General features: G+C 40.9%; 15 protein-coding genes, 1 tRNA gene and 1 pseudogene. 8 read left to right on the top strand and 9 right to left on the bottom strand.

Annotation, left to right across the window (positions count from 1 at the left end; all coding sequences use genetic code 11):
- Positions 1-274 precede the first annotated feature (274 nt).
- Entirely contained in the window at positions 275-1,369 is a 1,095-nt protein-coding gene (locus IM515_RS06885; RefSeq protein ID WP_193955935.1) for a class III poly(R)-hydroxyalkanoic acid synthase subunit PhaC, read from the top strand.
- A 224-nt stretch (positions 1,370-1,593) separates the two neighbouring features.
- Positions 1,594-2,811: a geranylgeranyl reductase gene (chlP, locus tag IM515_RS06880; RefSeq protein WP_002735532.1), complete on the top strand. Its 1,218-nt coding sequence runs from the start codon at positions 1,594-1,596 to the stop codon at positions 2,809-2,811.
- A gap of 190 nt (positions 2,812-3,001) precedes the next feature.
- Here the strand turns inward: chlP and IM515_RS06875 are convergent, their stop codons facing one another.
- From IM515_RS06875 to IM515_RS06865, 3 genes are read right to left on the bottom strand one after another with little or no spacing between them, the layout of a single operon-like run.
- A complete protein-coding gene (locus tag IM515_RS06875) occupies positions 3,002-3,796 on the bottom strand; it encodes a hypothetical protein (RefSeq protein ID WP_287629939.1) in 795 nt (264 codons plus the stop codon).
- A 1-nt stretch (position 3,797) separates the two neighbouring features.
- Positions 3,798-4,901 (bottom strand): AAA family ATPase, encoded by a 1,104-nt coding sequence (locus tag IM515_RS06870; protein ID WP_130756240.1) that lies wholly within the window; start codon positions 4,899-4,901, stop codon positions 3,798-3,800.
- Positions 4,895-6,061 (bottom strand): DUF262 domain-containing protein, encoded by a 1,167-nt coding sequence (locus IM515_RS06865; RefSeq protein WP_287629940.1) that lies wholly within the window; start codon positions 6,059-6,061, stop codon positions 4,895-4,897. The genes IM515_RS06870 and IM515_RS06865 overlap by 7 nt, the downstream gene beginning before the upstream one ends.
- 254 nt (positions 6,062-6,315) lie before the next feature.
- On the opposite strand from IM515_RS06865, the pseudogene IM515_RS06860 reads away from it, so the two are divergent.
- Positions 6,316-6,453 (top strand): annotated as a pseudogene (locus IM515_RS06860) (geranylgeranyl reductase); the annotation flags it as partial.
- 153 nt (positions 6,454-6,606) lie between these two features.
- Here IM515_RS06860 and IM515_RS06855 read toward each other — a convergent pair.
- Positions 6,607-7,548 carry a hypothetical protein gene (locus tag IM515_RS06855; RefSeq protein ID WP_287629941.1) on the bottom strand — a complete coding sequence of 314 codons (942 nt, stop codon included), beginning with the start codon at positions 7,546-7,548 and terminating at the stop codon, positions 6,607-6,609.
- Between the two features lie 90 nt (positions 7,549-7,638).
- Between IM515_RS06855 and IM515_RS06850 the strand changes: the two genes are divergently transcribed.
- Positions 7,639-8,460: a sulfotransferase family protein gene (locus IM515_RS06850; RefSeq protein WP_287629942.1), complete on the top strand. Its 822-nt coding sequence runs from the start codon at positions 7,639-7,641 to the stop codon at positions 8,458-8,460.
- 96 nt (positions 8,461-8,556) lie between these two features.
- Here IM515_RS06850 and IM515_RS06845 read toward each other — a convergent pair whose 3' ends face one another.
- The 3 genes from IM515_RS06845 to IM515_RS06835 all read right to left on the bottom strand — a co-directional run bounded on the left by IM515_RS06845 (position 8,557) and on the right by IM515_RS06835 (position 11,710).
- Positions 8,557-8,757, bottom strand: coding sequence for a hypothetical protein (locus IM515_RS06845; protein ID WP_002735656.1), 201 nt, complete (start codon positions 8,755-8,757; stop codon positions 8,557-8,559).
- A gap of 208 nt (positions 8,758-8,965) precedes the next feature.
- Positions 8,966-9,967: an Npun_R2821/Npun_R2822 family protein gene (locus IM515_RS06840; protein ID WP_287629943.1), complete on the bottom strand. Its 1,002-nt coding sequence runs from the start codon at positions 9,965-9,967 to the stop codon at positions 8,966-8,968.
- Positions 9,968-10,204: 237 nt separating this feature from the next.
- Entirely contained in the window at positions 10,205-11,710 is a 1,506-nt protein-coding gene (locus tag IM515_RS06835; RefSeq protein WP_287629944.1) for a hypothetical protein, read from the bottom strand.
- 127 nt (positions 11,711-11,837) lie between these two features.
- Here IM515_RS06835 and IM515_RS06830 point away from each other — a divergent pair.
- Positions 11,838-11,910: transfer RNA gene (locus tag IM515_RS06830), tRNA-Glu, on the top strand.
- 10 nt (positions 11,911-11,920) lie between these two features.
- On the opposite strand, the gene IM515_RS06825 is transcribed toward IM515_RS06830, so the two are convergent.
- Positions 11,921-13,279, bottom strand: coding sequence for a sensor histidine kinase (locus tag IM515_RS06825; protein WP_287629945.1), 1,359 nt, complete (start codon positions 13,277-13,279; stop codon positions 11,921-11,923).
- 323 nt (positions 13,280-13,602) lie between these two features.
- Here IM515_RS06825 and IM515_RS06820 point away from each other — a divergent pair, with 323 nt between their 5' ends.
- The 3 genes from IM515_RS06820 (at position 13,603) to IM515_RS06810 (ending at position 16,043) form a co-directional block, all read left to right on the top strand.
- Positions 13,603-14,076, top strand: a complete 474-nt coding sequence (locus tag IM515_RS06820; protein ID WP_002769548.1) for an EVE domain-containing protein — start codon at positions 13,603-13,605, stop codon at positions 14,074-14,076.
- A gap of 3 nt (positions 14,077-14,079) precedes the next feature.
- Complete coding sequence (locus IM515_RS06815; RefSeq protein ID WP_002769546.1) at positions 14,080-14,934, top strand: prohibitin family protein; 855 nt, start codon at positions 14,080-14,082, stop codon at positions 14,932-14,934.
- Between the two features lie 461 nt (positions 14,935-15,395).
- Positions 15,396-16,043, top strand: coding sequence for a type I restriction endonuclease subunit R (locus IM515_RS06810; protein ID WP_043996064.1), 648 nt, complete (start codon positions 15,396-15,398; stop codon positions 16,041-16,043).
- Positions 16,044-16,377: 334 nt separating this feature from the next.
- Here the strand turns inward: IM515_RS06810 and IM515_RS06805 are convergent.
- On the bottom strand, positions 16,378-16,636 hold a 259-nt coding region (locus IM515_RS06805), incomplete at its 5' end, for a DNA cytosine methyltransferase (RefSeq protein ID WP_287629946.1).

The raw sequence follows: 16,636 nt of genomic DNA, 5'->3' as shown, positions 1-16,636 counted from the left end.
TTATCAGTTATCAGTTATCAGTTATCAGTTATCAGTTATCAGTTATCAGTTATCAGTTATCAGTTATCAGTTATCAGTTATCAGTTATCAGTTATCAGTTATCAGTTATCAGTTATCAGTTATCGGATTGCAGTTTTAAGTATATAGTGTTAGGTGAAAACTTAGGAACTTTCTTTTCACTGATTACTGATTACTGTTCACTGCTCACTGAAAAATCCCCACTTCCCCACTTCCCCACTTCCCTATCACCCTACTTCCCTAGGAGAATTAAATTATGTGGCCATTTTTGACGCAAGTGAAACTGGAAGACTTTACCCAAGATTATCTAGAATTAACTCAGAAAAATCTCAAAGGTTTGGACAATCTCAAACGAGTTAAAGAAGAAGATATTCAGTGTGGAGTCTCAGAAAAAGAAGCAGTTTATCGGGAAGATAAAATCATTCTCTACCACTTTAAACCCGTGGTCGAAAAACCCTTCGAGATTCCCTTGCTGATGGTTTATGCTTTGGTCAATCGTCCCTACATGGTAGATTTACAGGAAGGGCGTTCTTTAGTGGCAAATCTGCTGAAATTAGGCTTAGATATCTACTTAATTGATTGGGGATATCCCACCAGAAGCGATCGCTGGTTAACCCTTGATGATTATATCAATGGTTATGTGGATAATTGCGTCGATTTTATTCGTCAAAGTCACCATCTCGACAAGATTAATCTCTTAGGAATCTGTCAGGGAGGAACCTTTAGTTTATGCTATAGTTCCCTCTATCCTGATAAGATAAAAAATCTGGTGACAATGGTGACACCGGTGGACTTTTATCAAACCGAGACCCTCTTAAATATGCGCGGGGGATGTTCCTTGGGTTCCGAAGCATTAGACATCGATTTAATGGTAGATACCATGGGCAATATTCCAGGAGATTTTCTCAACTTAGAGTTTCTGGAATTGAAACCTTTACAGTTAGGTTATCAGAAATACCTCGATTTTCCTGACATCATGGAAGACGAATCAAAATTAGTTAATTTTCTGCGTATGGAAAAATGGATTTTTGATAGTCCCGACCAAGCGGGAGAATCCTACCGACAGTTCCTCAAGGATTTCTATCAGCAAAATAAACTGATTAAAGGGGAAGTGATGTTAGGAGATAAACGGGTAGATTTACACAATCTGACTATGCCAATTCTCAATCTTTATGCGGATAAAGATCACCTTGTCCCTCCCGCTTCTTCCCTCGCTTTAGGGAATTATATCGGTACTTCTGACTATACCGCTTGTGCTTTCCCCGTCGGACATATCGGAATGTATGTCAGTGGCAAAGTGCAACGGGATTTACCCCCCGCTATTAGCGATTGGTTGAAAGCAAGAGGTTAACAATCCTCGCAGCTATCCCCTTTTCCAGTTTGGGAGAGGGGTGTAACACAATACAACACATCGATAAAAAAACATCTACGGGCAGTAAAATAAACTTTTGTAACAGAGGATGTTAAGCACTGTTGCAAGATCGGGCAGAATCGGAGAATCTCGTTCCTTTCGGCTAAACCCCTGTGGTACACTGCAAAGCGTACTCGCTCGTAAGTATGTAGGAGAAAACCTGAGTGTTAAGAGTCGCTGTTGTGGGTTCAGGGCCGGCCGGTTCTTCGGCGGCAGAAACATTAGCTAAAGCAGGCATTGAAACCTATTTATTTGAACGCAAATTAGATAATGCTAAACCCTGTGGTGGAGCGATTCCTCTCTGTATGGTGAGCGAATTTGACCTACCTCCTGAAATTATCGATCGCCGGGTGAGAAAAATGAAAATGATCTCCCCCTCTAACGTCGAAGTCGATATTAATCTCGATAATCAAGACGAATATATCGGTATGTGTCGTCGGGAAGTCCTCGACGGTTTTATGAGAGAACGCGCCCATAAATTAGGAGCGCATTTAATCAACGGAACCGTTTACGGTCTCGACATTCCCACCAATAGCACCGATCCCTACACCCTACACTACGCCGATCACTCCCACGGCAATTCCCAAGGGGAAATGAAATCTCTGAAGGTGGATGTGGTTATCGGTGCCGACGGTGCCAATTCTCGCATTGCTAAAGCTATTGATGCTGGGGATTACAACTATGCGATCGCTTTCCAAGAACGCATCCGTCTTCCCCAAGATAAAATGGCCTACTACGAAGATCTGGCGGAAATGTATGTAGGAAAAGACGTATCCCCCGACTTCTACGCTTGGGTATTCCCCAAATACGATCACGTCGCCGTCGGTACTGGCACAATGAAGGTCAATAAAGCCATGATTAAAGACCTACAGGCTGGTATTCGCGCTCGTGCGGCCCGTCGTCTGGAAGGTGGCGAAATCATCCGCGTGGAGGCTCACCCCATCCCCGAACATCCCCGTCCTCGCCGTGTAGTTGGTCGTGTGGCCCTCGTTGGCGATGCTGCGGGAACAGTTACTAAGTCTTCGGGAGAAGGCATCTATTTCGCCGCTAAATCGGCACGGATGTGTGCGGAAACCATTGTCGAAGTCACCAACGGCGGCCAACGTATTCCCACAGAGGACGAGTTAAAACTCTACCTCAAGCGTTGGGATAAGAAATACGGTATGACCTATCTGGTGTTAGATATCCTGCAACGGGTTTTCTACCGTACCGATGCCACCCGGGAAGCTTTTGTGGAAATGTGTTCCGATAAGGACGTACAGAAGATGACTTTTGACAGTTATCTCTATAAAACCGTTGTTCCCGCTAATCCTCTCGTACAGATGAAGATTACTGCTAAAACCATCGGTTCTCTCCTGCGCGGTAACGCTTTGGCCCCTTAAAATCAATTGATAACCAGAAAACCCAATCTCCGGCGGTGATTGGGTTTTCTTTTGGGTTGTTTCATCTCCTATCTTGCTTAACAATTGAGATAGCAAATTCTCCTCAAATATGCCTGAATCGTGGGTAAGCAGCCCATATAAAGTTCATTTTGTCAAGGATTGTTAAGATGCGCTTACCCCTCGATGGGAGTCATGGTTTTCCTATTCCTAGGTCTTTCTTAATTGTAGGGGGAACTTGAGAATCAGAAATTGGAAACCCGTGATAAAGTGGATAGCCATCAGAATCATAACTGTTATTGGGATGAAATACATAAAACTTGTTTTTTTCTTTTTGATATCCATAGCGTTTTTTTTTATAATCTATGGAATGATTTAAGACTTCTTGAGCTTCTTCGATTGTTAAATCCATTGGAGTTCCTTTAACACTAGGTGCGGTTCCTTTCAATGATGAATCATGTTTAGGAGTTCCAGTGTAACGAGGACATAATTTTCTAGATTGAGTAATCTGGGTTAAATTTCTGATGGTAACATTTTCAGAGGATTGGTTTTTTTCTCGAAATGTTACCTCAACGGTTTCATCAACAAAATCGTCCGATTTTTGTAAACTGAGTAAACTACCTTTAAGTTTCACCGCTCCAGTTAAAGAACTCGATGTAATATTTTTGTTGTTAAAATAGCATTCGCAAGATTCAAGCAATCCTTGGTTATCGATAAATGGTCCCTTGTTTAAAATTCGTATCAACAATTTAGCCAGCACTTGCTCTTGTAGATGAGGAGACTTTATTTTTTGGCAAATCCATTGATGAATAGTAAGATTAGATAATATTTTTTGTTGAGATAAACTACTATGAGTCTGGATAGGATAATTGTTCTGTATAGGTTTTACTTCTTGGATGATATCATATAAGTTTTTGAGCAGTTCGTAAGCCTCATTGTCGTTTTTAGCTTGCCCAGTAAAAGAAAGTTCATTAATCAAAAACTTCATTTTAAAGCAACTCCATTAAATCTTTTTCCACTTGATCAAAAAATCCATCAGGCCACTGATCAATTCCTCCGTCTTGATAAAGAATGGGTGAAATAACTTCTGATACAGCTTGTCCTTGTTTCAAATATCTTTGAAAATAATGAATTCGTACATCTTGAGCATTAATTTTCTTATTTTTTACCGCTCGACGAATACCATTTAAGACATGATCACTATGAGTTTCTACTATAATTTGTACCCCACAGCTTGCCGCTAATGCTAACAGTTCTCCTATCTTAGATTGTCCTTTTGGATGAAGATGTGCTTCAGGATTTTCTAATAAAATTAACGTATCTGTAACAGATGATAATAAAGCCACAACAATAGGTAGTATATATGTAATACCAAACCCAGTATTTGTAGGACGATAAGGATTACTCAGTCCGTAAGAGTATTGTAAACTGACTAAATCCATTTCTGGATGAGATGAGATTATGATTCTAGTTCCAGGGCTAATTTCTCCAATCCAAGCTTCCACTTGATTTTTAAAACTTGTAGAAATTGCTTGAGGATGTTCTAATTTTGAATCTCTAATTTTCTCTTCTTCGTAGATAGAAAGAAAATGTGCTGTAAATTCTCCCTTACTTCCAAGCTGTTTATGCTGTTTGACTTGAAATTCTGAAATTTCAAAATGTGGACTTGGAGACATTCTTTCTGCTCGTAGATAGTAAAATTTATCAGTAAAAAGATTGGATCGGTAAATTTCTTGAGGAATAGTATCTTGGGACAGGGGAGATAGTTGAAGAACATCAGAATTAGGATCATATTCAAAAACCCATGAACTTTTACCATGATCTGCGCTGGTAATTTCAAAAGTAATTGAATCTTCTTTTGCACCTTCAAAGAGAGCGTCTTTAGCTGTTCCAATACGAACTAAATCACCATTTAATGCTAATCCTTCCTTTGGTAATAAATCCTGCTTATAGGACTGGCGAAGTAATAATAAGGATTGTAGCAAAGTGGATTTGCCACTACTATTTAATCCTGAGAGCAAAGTTAGCGGTTTTAAGTCAAAAGATTGATTTTCAAAAATCTTAAAATTTTTTAACACTAATGATTCTAACATGATAACACCTCTTTTATTATTTCTTTAATTGTATCAAATCTATAGGGAACTTTAGTGGCTGCTTGAGAAACAGATTCGAGAAAATTACTATCATCTTCCATTTTTTTAATAAAAACTTCCTTGACGTTCTCCTTTCTCTCAATTAATGTTTCAAGTTCTTGTTCACTTAAATCACTCAGGGTAACTGACCAACTTTCAAAAAGAGCTTTATTGATAGGATATTTTCTTTTTCCATCTTCTGTGATTTTACGGATTTTACGGAAAGCATCTTCTCCAAAAATATTATTTGCCGCTTTCATGGCAAAAATAAACTTATTTTTGATTTCTTGTACTCGATTTTCATCTATTTTGTTTAGCTTTTTCATTGCTTGATCTAAAAAATCATCCCGACCTTTATCAGACGAATAGCAATTGTAGCTTATTAAAGTAAAAGCAATAAATCCTAAGATAAATTCATGATCGACCATGCGATTCTTTCTTTTTTGACTAAAACTTGTCAATTTTTGGAATTCTGGAATGTTTGCTAATTCCTTGAGAATTTTTATGGCTTGACCTGGATTTATCGCTTGACGAAATTCTTGTAAATTGAGAGGTAATCCTCCAGTATTAATTCTTCTAAAAATGTTATACTTAACTTTAGGTGGTGTACCAGGTTCAATTAAATACACAATAAACTCTGCTTCATTTATTCTGCGTTTATAGTTACGAGATAAATCTGAATACTTGTTCTTTTCTAATTCCTTTAAAAATTCTAGGTCTTTTAAGACAAGCTTCTCATCAAGAATAAAGCTTTTGAATGTACTCAGTCTTTGCAATCCATCTATAATTAGCCATTCGTCTTCCTTGGTTGCATCCATATAAAATGCTGGCAGAGGAATTCGTATTAACAGAGATTCGATTAATCTGCTTTTAGCCTTATCAGTCCAGATGTTAGCGTTACGTTGAAAATCAGGATTTAAGTTAATTTCTTTATATTCAATTCTTTTGATCAAAAGATCCATGGTTATTTGTTTGGTCGTAATTCTGATTTTGGTTGGATCGAAGAAGTCTGAACTTTCTTCTTCTTCTTCTTCTTCTTCTTCTTCTTCTTCTTCTTCTTGCAATTCAGTTTCTTGGGATGTTAATTGTTCGTATGTGATATCACTTGTACTGTTTTTCATATTATAGTCCTATGAAATTGTTGGCTCTCTTATTCCTTGTGTGATAAGTTAAACTTATATAGTAGCGATCAATCTTTGTGTCCTTTGTGTCTCTGTGGTTCGTTCCACTCACTGCCCCCAAACTGTATTTTAGAATACATTTTACCCACCAAATCTGGGAGAGCCAATTGTTTTTAGAATATAGCGTACCTAAATAAAATGTCAACCCCTTCAATCCTGTTCTGACCTAGCTTGCCGATCACTCCCAAGGCAATTCCCAAAAGGACGTACAGAAGATGACTTTTGACAGTTATCTCTATAAAACCGTTGTTCCCGCTAATCCTCTCGTACAGATGAAGATTGCCGCTAAAACTATCGGTTCTCTCCTGCGCGGTAACGCTTTGGCCCCTTAAAATCAATTCATAACCAGAAAACCCAATCTCCGGCGGTGGTTGGGTTTTCTTTTGGGTTGTTCCTTCCTGTCTTCTCTAATTCAAACAAAAATATCGCTTCACCAGCAATCTCTAAGTACCGCCTCACCTCAAATCTAGAGAACTAAGGCTCTTTTAATACCATAATTCCGGAATCAGGTCATAATAACCAGCTTGGGGCGGTGGGTAAATACCCGCTTCGATTTTTTCGATAATAGTCGGCCAAGCTTGCCTAAAAGCGGCAGAGCGCTCGTTGGGGTGCAAAGTCCAACCCTTGGCATTGGTGAGAGTGGCGCGATAGTAGTTGCTTTGTTCTAGGGAGCGAGAAACCATAATTTCCCAAGAGTCGAGTTTTCCTTTCCCAGTCAAAATATTGCCCCAAGCTTTTAAACCATCGGGTAAATGATCGAGAAAGGTATTTTTATAAGAGCGCCAGAGGGGGGTGATCGGTAAAAGGCGATCATAGCGACGACAATTAAGTAAATAGGCACGACTACCAAAAAATTTAAATTGATAGAATCCGTCGGGATTTTTCGTGCAAGGATGCTGAGAATAAATCGTACCATCAGGCCGGGGTGGACCGGACAAAGGACGCACAAACATCATTTCTGGATGGGTTTCCATTAACTCGATCCCTTCGCGGATCCAACTGTAATCCGGTTCTTGGTAGAGCATCATGTCGCTGTCATAATGAACCATATAATCGCTGCGACATGACTCGATTTTGAAGATCGAGCCGAAAATCGGATAACCTTTGTAGTTATGGGTGGAACGGAGGGGACTGCCGAAATGCTTTTGATAGATACGCTGACGATAGCTGGGATCGTAGTTAAAATCCACTAGGCGATCGATTATGCCTTCTTTAACTAATTTTTCAGCACAGGCTCTTAACTCCTCCATTGTACCCAGTCCGGGGCGATTAACCTTTTCCCCGCTTAAGGGGGCCGTGTCAATAGCGAGTACCTTTTCCTGGAAGGGAAACTGACTCATTTTGACTAGATGGGGAATAGTGTTCATCATAAACCAGACATCGGTTCGCGCCGTAAAAAACCAGAGCGAACAACTTGGCAATCCCATTTTGTATAAACCTCACTTTTGTTTGGGTCTTAAATGGGATACATTATAGGGGAATCTTCGCGACAAGTTGACACAATTCCTTATTAACCTATGACTATAGCCCTCGATCGCTTACCCCAATCTTGGCAGGGTTTAACCCATCGTTTAACTTATAAGTATTTTCAGGTACGCATTGATACACCCAAAGACCCCTATAAAATTCTCTTTCGTCCCCAACCCTATCAGGTTTTATTTATTCTTAGCCATATGCGATCGGGTTCGTCTTTATTGACCCATATCCTCAATTCTAATCCTGAAATTATCGGTTTTGGCGAAACTCATCTGGTTTATGAGAGTGAACAGGATTTTAAAACTTTAATGTTTCAACTCTACTGGCGTTTGAAAGATTTAAACATGAATCATAAATATATTTTAGATAAAGTTCTTCATGATCAGAAGTTTTTAGATCATAGTTTTTTGCAATCTGATCCGGTTAAGACCATATTTTTACTACGAGAACCGAAGCGCACTTTAGCTAGTATTCTAGATCTTAAACCCCATCAAAACGAGCAGCACGCGCTAGGCTATTATACTGGTCGTTTAGCCACCCTAGAAGGTTATGCTCGATTAATTAACAGCAAAGAAAAGAGTTTATTTATCACCCACGATCAGGTATTAAACCAAAGTCAATTGGTCTTTAATAGTTTACAGAGTCATCTCGATACTAAAACGGGATTTTCTGAAGAATATCGAGTTTTAAAAACCACTGGCAGCCGCGGTATAGGAGATTCTTCCGAGAATATCAAAGCGGGTAAAATTATTAAACAAGCCAGAAAATTAGATATAGAAATTTCCGACGCTGTTTTAACCCAAGCCCAAAAAGCCTACGATCGATGCTACGAAACCCTCAGCCATTATTGTCATTGTATCTAAGCTGAATTGGGGATTAGTAATAGCCTTGATTCTCTCCTCCGAGTCCCAAGAAAATCCCCCTAACTCAACTCTAAGTTGAGCATTTAAAAGGTCTGATTAGCCTTCAATATTAGCAATTGTAAAGCCCATCTGACACTCGTAGAGATTGGGCTGTTGGCTTCCTCCTTTACCCAAGGAGTGACCACAGCCTAGTTTACCCTCTCGCCACCGGGGTTGCCCCTGCTGGTTGGCTAAAAGACAGCCCTGACAGACAGAACCCGTATCGAGAATGTGTTCGTCGGTTAAAATCACTAACATGACGTTCACCCCCATTGATCTCCGATCACTTTTGTCTCTATTGTAAGGGGTTTTTTCTGAGATGTAGTGGCGCGCTATACATTCCGCTACTTTTTGGTTTTTTTTCGCCTGGACTCTTCTTATGCAGAAGATTAGACCTTGAAAATGTATAGTCATTTCAGATAAGTCTGATACGATTCAATCTTAATAATTGAAATGACTGTAATTATTATTTTACTAAGCCGAGTTTTCTGGTTACTTTTTGCCAAAAGGTTGGGGTCGGTGGTTGATAGGGTTTGGGACTACCGGTAAATATAGGACGTTGACTAGGTTCGTAGAGATAACGATAGTGTAAGAAAATATCTCGATAGGGAAAATCGAGATTTTCACCGCTACAAAGTCGAGTAAACAGAGAGGAAGATAAACCGATGTAGTGAAGGTATGTCAACCGTTTGCCCTGATCGTAAAGAATATTATCTAAAGCCTGAAAATGGGGAGAGGTGACACAGCAGCCGGTGCGTTCTTCTTTAGGCAATTGAAGAGCTAGATTATATATAGAAAAATTTGAGCGCATCATCATATAATTGACGATAGTTTGATCGGGAGCCATCGGATAGAGAATTTCCGCTTCTCCTGCTCGCAATTGTTCTATGAGCCAATCTCGCTGATTTTCATCGAATAAACCAGTTTTAGAAGCGTAGAAACCTGCACAAAAAATCTCCTTTTCGATACGATCACGGGAAAAAACCTCGAATAATTTTGGTTGAGAAACTTCATAGACATGAGTGGGATCTTTGTGCTGAAAGTCATAAACAACACAATCGTGCCTATCTAGAATAGCGAAGATTTTATCAATGGCATCGAGTAGCAAGGTGTCCCCATCCATGTAGATAAAACGATCGAAGGGACTATCAAAAGCAATAAAACGGTGGTGCATTCCCATACGATAATATCGGTCAGTGCAACCCGATTTCAACCAACGTTCGCGGGCTTGCGGGTGGCTATCCCAAATCGACTTGGCGAAATTTTCCCAGCGTTCAATAATTTCCTGATTATCAAACAACTGTACGTTAGGACGTTGAGCAATTTCCGCTTTGATACGTTCGATGTTGTCATCGTAGGGATAGACACAAACAGGAAGAGCTTTTCCCCCATTTACCTCGATGCTGTTGAGTAGAGCGATTAATTGATCGTAAACGCGATCGTTAGCTAAGGTACAGATACCGTCCATAAGTAATGCCAAGGAAAAAAATCAAAACTTATTATCTTTGCCGTTAGTTTAGCTTATTTTTGTCGATAAATTTGGGTAATTTCAGATTATAGCCATGAACTTAACTGCCGAGCAGCCAATGTTCATTCAAAAGTGAAGTGCAGCGCTAGGGATTGACAGAGGTAAGTCCCTAAAGATAGTCTCAAGTTTCTCACAACAGAAAGACTACCCGCTCGGCTATACCCAAAACCGATCGATTTAGCGTTTGCGTTTGAGTAATTTAGAAATGCGTCGATTGTACCGCAACCAACGCCAGATTTTAATAACTAATTCCTCCACCCATAAAATAATCGCATCTAATCCCTCTAAAATCCGTTCTAAGGGGTGTTTAACGTAGCCGACGGGGGTTGATTCGGTTTCTAACCATTCTTCGTTAATTGGTTGAATTATCTCCCTAGCGTAGCGGGGATCTAATTGGGTTGCGGGGGGGGATTCTCCAGGAGTAATTTCAGCGGCGGCCGGGGGGATTTTTTGTAAAGATTTATTTTGTTTTCCTTGACTAAAAACTTTTTCTGTGCTAGAAGGCTCGGTTGGGGTGACTGGGGACTGGGGAAGGGGATAAGCGGGATTAAGGCGGGGTTTTTCGGAGTCTTGGGGAGAAATAGCCAATATATCGGCGGATTCTAGCCAAGGTTGCTCGCTGACGGCGGAAAATGTCAGGGATTGGCGAGAGGAAAAGAAGTGATCGATCGCCGCTTGGATGAGTTTGCCGATCGTGAAGGGATCCGCTTGGGTTTGTTTTTCTAGCCAATCCTGGAGACGTTGCTTGAAGGTGATCAGCAGAGAATTAGGAAGACTTAGGGGATATTTTGCCGATAAAGCGGGTGAATCAGCACTATATTCTAAATTATTCTTCTCTTTTGCCCAGAAATGCTCGATCGCCGCATAAATTAACCAATAAAGGCGCCAGAGATAGGAGGAATTTTTCTCCAGAGTCGGGGACTGGTTAACGAGATCGGAAGGAGGGTTAGGGGTGTGGCTCAAACTACCGGGGATTGCGGGGGAGATAGCGAGAAATTTAGCCTCGAAAATCGCTAATTTTTCGTCAATAACTCCTAAAATTGCTTGAGAATTTAAATTAGGCAGTGGTAAGGAGGGTGGTGTCGGGGTTTTGACGAGATGGGATTCTTGGAATAGATTTATGGCGATCGCTATCTGTCCCTGTTGTTCCCAGCGTAGTAGCTCCCAAAACCAACGGATCGGAGGCAAGACAGAATTTTTATCGGTAAAATTTGGTAATAAAGGCGGATACTGAGGATTTAATCGCTTAATTCTCCGTTTTTCGAGGGCGTAATTAGCCAGTGCCGTCCTAATTTGTTTTTCTATTTGTCTTTGGGTTTGATTATCGGTGATTTTAACGGTCTGGTGATCGTTAGTGACGAAAACTAAAGCTTGATCCTCTAGATCGGCTGCTATGCCAATAAATGCCGTTTCTTGGTCGGATAAGCTCTGGAGAAATTCTGCGATCGCATCCGTCCCCTCCTTGCTGGGGGGTGATAATTGTTTCTGGAGACTGTTCCCCAATTGATTAGCCGTCACCCGCAGCGATTGTACCAGTAAATAGACGGGATAGATGGCTATTTGCAGGGCAAGAGCGATCGCATTTTGACCGCGACGGGAAACGCGGCCGAGGTTATCTTTCAGACGGATCAAGCGACGGTTGATCAGGTTGAACAGTCGGCTTTTATAGGGATCGGCAGCCATGGATTTTGGGCGATAACATCTTCATTTAGACTATCCTATTGTGCAAGGGCGGGATAAAAAAAATTTTTGCCAAAACCCTTGACTCCCAGAAAGATTATTGTTATATTTAAAAAGGTCTGAAATCTAAGCCCCCATCGTCTAGTGGCCTAGGACACCTCCCTTTCACGGAGGCGACAGGGATTCGAATTCCCTTGGGGGTATGAAAAGAAGTCAGAGGTGTCGAGCTTCTGACTTTTCGGTTTTTTTCTCCCGTTGATGGCTTTTTGGTAGGGTGACGGTGAAAACTGTTCCTCGATCGATCTGACTTTCGACGCTAATTTGTCCATGATGACTGAGGGTAATCGCTAAAGCGATCGCTAATCCTAATCCTGTTCCCCCGGAGGTGGCAGAATTTTGTCGTGCGGGATCGAGACGATAAAAGCGATCGAAAATATGGGACAAAGCAGCCTCGGGAATGCCGATTCCGTTATCTTTGACGCGTACCAGTAACACCGATTGTCGATCGCGTTTACTTTTTTCCAATTCCACTGCCACATTTTTAGGCTCAGATTCGGGCAAAAAAGCGTGTTTTAGGGCATTAGAAATTAAATTTGTGAATAAACGGGCTAATTGATCCCAATCTCCCTGCATAGTAAACATTTCATCGCTGTAGGAAAAATCCTCTTGATTCGGTTCCACAATCGACAAAGAGAGGGAAATTCCCTGCTTATCGGCGATTAAACGCTGTTCTTCCACCACTTCCATCAATAAAGCATCCAAAGGTACAGCTTGCTCGATCGGTTGGACGATGCCACTATCAGAACGGGCTAAAAAGAGCAGATCATTGACTAAATTGCCCAATCTTTCCGTTAAACGATCGATCACTTGCAAGCGTTGATGGCCAGTTTGGGGATAGGCGATCGCCATTTGCACGTTAGTTTGAATAGTGGCGATCGGATTGCGTAATTCATGGGAAGCATCGGCGGTAAATTGTTTTAAACTCTGATAGGACTCTTTTACCGGTTGAATGGCTAAACCGGACAAAAACCAACCAATCCAGGCAACACTAGCAATCATCAGGCAAATTCCGGCGATTAAATCCAATAATAGCTGTCTAATCGGTTTTGTCACCTCAAACCAAGGATGACTTACCCGCAGATATCCCAAAACATGATGATCGATTTCCACCCTTTCGGTTATTTGTCGCAGCAGACGATCATCGGATAAGCGAATAGTTTCCCCCTGACGGTGGGGATGGAGGGGAATATCTAAGGATTCAGCCAGAGTTGACCAAAGTAGATTACCTTGGGGATCAAACCATTCCAAATCTATATGATCGTCCTCGACGGATTTACCCTGACTGGGAAAACTTGCAAGGGGATCGACGCGATAACGTCCTTGGTTCGGGGGAATCGATTCGATCACGAGGGAACGATTTACCACCTCAATGATGTGTTTGAGGGTATCATCAATGCGATCCACTAGGGTATGCCGCACATAAAAATACATTCCCGTAGCGAGAAAAAGCAGTAGTATGGCAGTGACAACAGTGTACCATAAGGCTAAACGGCGGCGAGTGGCTTGGAACACCGATAATCTATGGATTGGCTAGAGATTTTTAGGGCAATGTATCCTATTTTACAGCTTATTTGAGCGATTTATTATTGGAGAATAAATTATTTTTAGCCATAGGGAAAAACTGACGGTTGCCAAGAATAGCTAGACTTGAAGGCTCATAGTCCTTAAAAATTGCTGCTAACAAAAGTATTTTTAGATACATTCTTCCCAATAATTGTTTGAGTAGAACTACAAAAGCAGCTAAAGTGAATTATATTTAACCCTATGGCAACAAGGCTGACAGGAACGGCTAAAAATATTTTTGAGCTTATTTGAATTAATAACAACTATAAATAATGATGAATTTAAATTATTGGTTAATGAAATCGGAACCCAATGTCTATAGTATCGGGGATTTAAAAAAAGATGGTCAAACTATTTGGGAGGGAGTGCGAAATTATCAAGCGCGCAATTTTCTCCGTCAGATGAAGCGGGGAGATTTAGCCTTTTTTTATCATTCTAATACGACCCCGCCGGGGATTGTCGGCTTGATGCGCGTAGTGGAAACCGATATGATCGATCCGACACAATTTGATCGCAATAGTCCCTACTATGATTCTAAAGCCTCCCTGGATTGCCCGCGCTGGTGGACGGTTAAAGTTGAGTTCGATCGCCTTTTTCCCCAACTGCTGCCCCTGGGAATTTTAAAACAAAATTTTACCGCCGATGAATTATTATTAGTAAGGACAGGAAATCGTCTGTCAGTGATGCCTGTCAATCAAGCGATCGCAACAAAAATTCTCGCTTTAGTCGCTCGTCAAGGAGTATAAACTGTGAACCAGAAAGATGCTATTAATTTACTTTCCCTGATTGGGGGATTATTGGCCACTATTGTCATTTTAGCGGCCTTTAATGCCTATGTGATCATCACCCCGGGACAAGCGGGGGTTTTAAGTGTTTTAGGAAAAGCTAAAGACGGGGTTTTATTGGAGGGATTGCACTTTAAACCTCCCTTTGTTTCTAGTGTCGATATCTACGATGTTACGGTGCAAAAATTTGAAGTTCCCGCCCAAAGTTCCACTAAAGATTTACAGGATTTATCTGCTAGTTTTGCGATTAATTTTCGGCTCGATCCGACGCAGGTAGTGGCAATTAGAAGAACCCAAGGAACTTTACAAAATATTGTCGCTAAAATTATCGCCCCTCAAACCCAAGAATCCTTTAAAATTGCCGCCGCTAAAAGAACCGTAGAGGAGGCAATTACTCGACGCAGTGAGTTAAAAGAAGACTTTGATAATGCCCTATCGACTCGGTTAGAAAAGTATGGTATTCTAGTCTTAGATACCAGTGTGGTAGATTTGAATTTTTCTCCAGAATTTGCCCGGGCCGTCGAAGATAAACAAATCGCAGAACAACGCGCCCAAAGAGCCGTTTATATCACCCAAGAAGCAGAACAACAGGCCCAGGCAGAAATTAATCGCGCTAAAGGGAAAGCTGAGGCACAAAGACTATTAGCAGAAACTTTAAAAGAACAGGGAGGAGGATTGGTTTTACAGAAAGAAGCGATTGAAGCTTGGCGCGAAGGTGGGGCGCAAATGCCCCGGGTTTTAGTCATGGATGGAGCGGGAAAAAATAGCGTACCATTTTTATTTAATTATAGTGATTCTTTTTCAGAAAATACCCCCTAAATTCGGGTCTATTTAGCCTAATTATTTTCTCAAGATACAGTCTTTCCCATCAAGAGGAAGTGTAACCTAAATTTGGTAAGCTGTTGACTATCTAAATTACTCGTTAAGACTGCACGGGAGTTGGGAGCGCTGGAGAAGGAGTTTGAGTATAAGTCCACCTCACTTCTCCCCATTCCAATCCCATCCCACCATCCCCAACTCAATCAAACCTCTAACTACAAGAAATATGACCTTGGGGTGCTTTTCGTTCAAAAATAACTTGATCGTAGATCGCCGACGAGTGTAAAGTGCATTAGAAGGCTACCAATTCTGTTAAAAAACCCAAATCAACAATCCGCACCCCACGCAGCAACTTTATTCTTAAATTGGTGTTTCTGTCTTGGCTTATTTTGTTAGGAAGAACAGCCGAGACACCTATTTTCCGCTATCATGGAAACAGCGCTGTACTGCTTGCTCAATCAATGCTGACCCTCAAAACGAGTAAACTAACCCTTGCTGATGTTCAACGTCATCTCCATTTTCAAGAAAAGCTTGAAGATGTTTCATTTACAGAGCTTTTAGCTTTGGAAACCGTCAGCGAGGCAGAAAAATTAGAACTTGTTCAAATCCGCAACGATTTTCGACCCTATTTGATGGAAGATAAAGCATCAGAAGGACAAGTTAAAGTTTTAACCCTATTTCCCCTATTGCGGTTAGCGGGTTTTTATCGTTATCCGATTAAGATTAGGGTTGAAGAAGGGATTGATAATATTATCCTTGTGGATGAAGATAAAACTATTAGCGGACGCTTTGATATTGTCACGGTAAATAATTCGATAGCAACTGTCAATGATATCCCTTTTTGGATTTTAGTCATTGAAGCTAAAGAGAGTGGAATCGAAGTCCGTCAGGGATTACCTCAATTATTGACTTATGCCTACAATAGCTTAGAAAGACAACCCTCAGTTTGGGGATTAGCGACTAATGGCTTACAATATATGTTCGTCTATCTCAGACAAGAAACTAACCCCACTTATCAGATAATGCCAGAACTTAATTTAATGTATCCTGAATCAGCAATTAATCTGCTCCAAATTCTCAAGGCAATGGGTCAGCTAATTTTAGAGTAACCTTTGGGGTGGTTGGGTTTCGCTTTTTCAGGCGAATTAAGCCATTTTCGACCCAGTATTGTTTCGCTCAACCCAACCTAAGAGGCTTGATACTAAATCTGTTGAGTATATGCTACATATCAGTAGAGTACCAATTATTGTAGGTTGGGTTGACGCAAGGAAACCCAACCAAGAGTAACTTTTGGGGTGGTTGGGTTTCGCTTTTTCAGGCGAATTAAGCCATTTTCGACCCAGTATTGTTTCGCTCAACCCAACCTACGAGGCTGTCTATATAGGGAATTAAAAGCGTCTTGAATAATTACCACTATCTAAAACTCCTAAGTCAAAAATAAACTTAATTAAGGTGTCGATTGAACGAGAATGAATTAGTTGATGCTTGAGCAACATCTAACAAAGACTCGATTACAGAATTAACCACAGCAGCTACGCAGGAAATCGCTACACTATTACCGGTTAATTTTCGCATAGTTTGATAACTGCCGACAATTTGATAATCATCGGGAAAACCTTGTAAACGTAGCATTTCTCTTTCTGTTAAGCGTCTTTTCCCATCCACTAACAAATAATTATAGGATGCTCCCGCTCGCAAGGCA

The sequence above is a fragment of the Microcystis sp. M44BS1 genome (assembly GCF_020244875.1).
Lineage (GTDB): Bacteria > Cyanobacteriota > Cyanobacteriia > Cyanobacteriales > Microcystaceae > Microcystis > Microcystis panniformis.
Note: the sequence above shows the minus strand (reverse complement) of the source record. Positions and strands in the feature narration are given on the sequence as shown.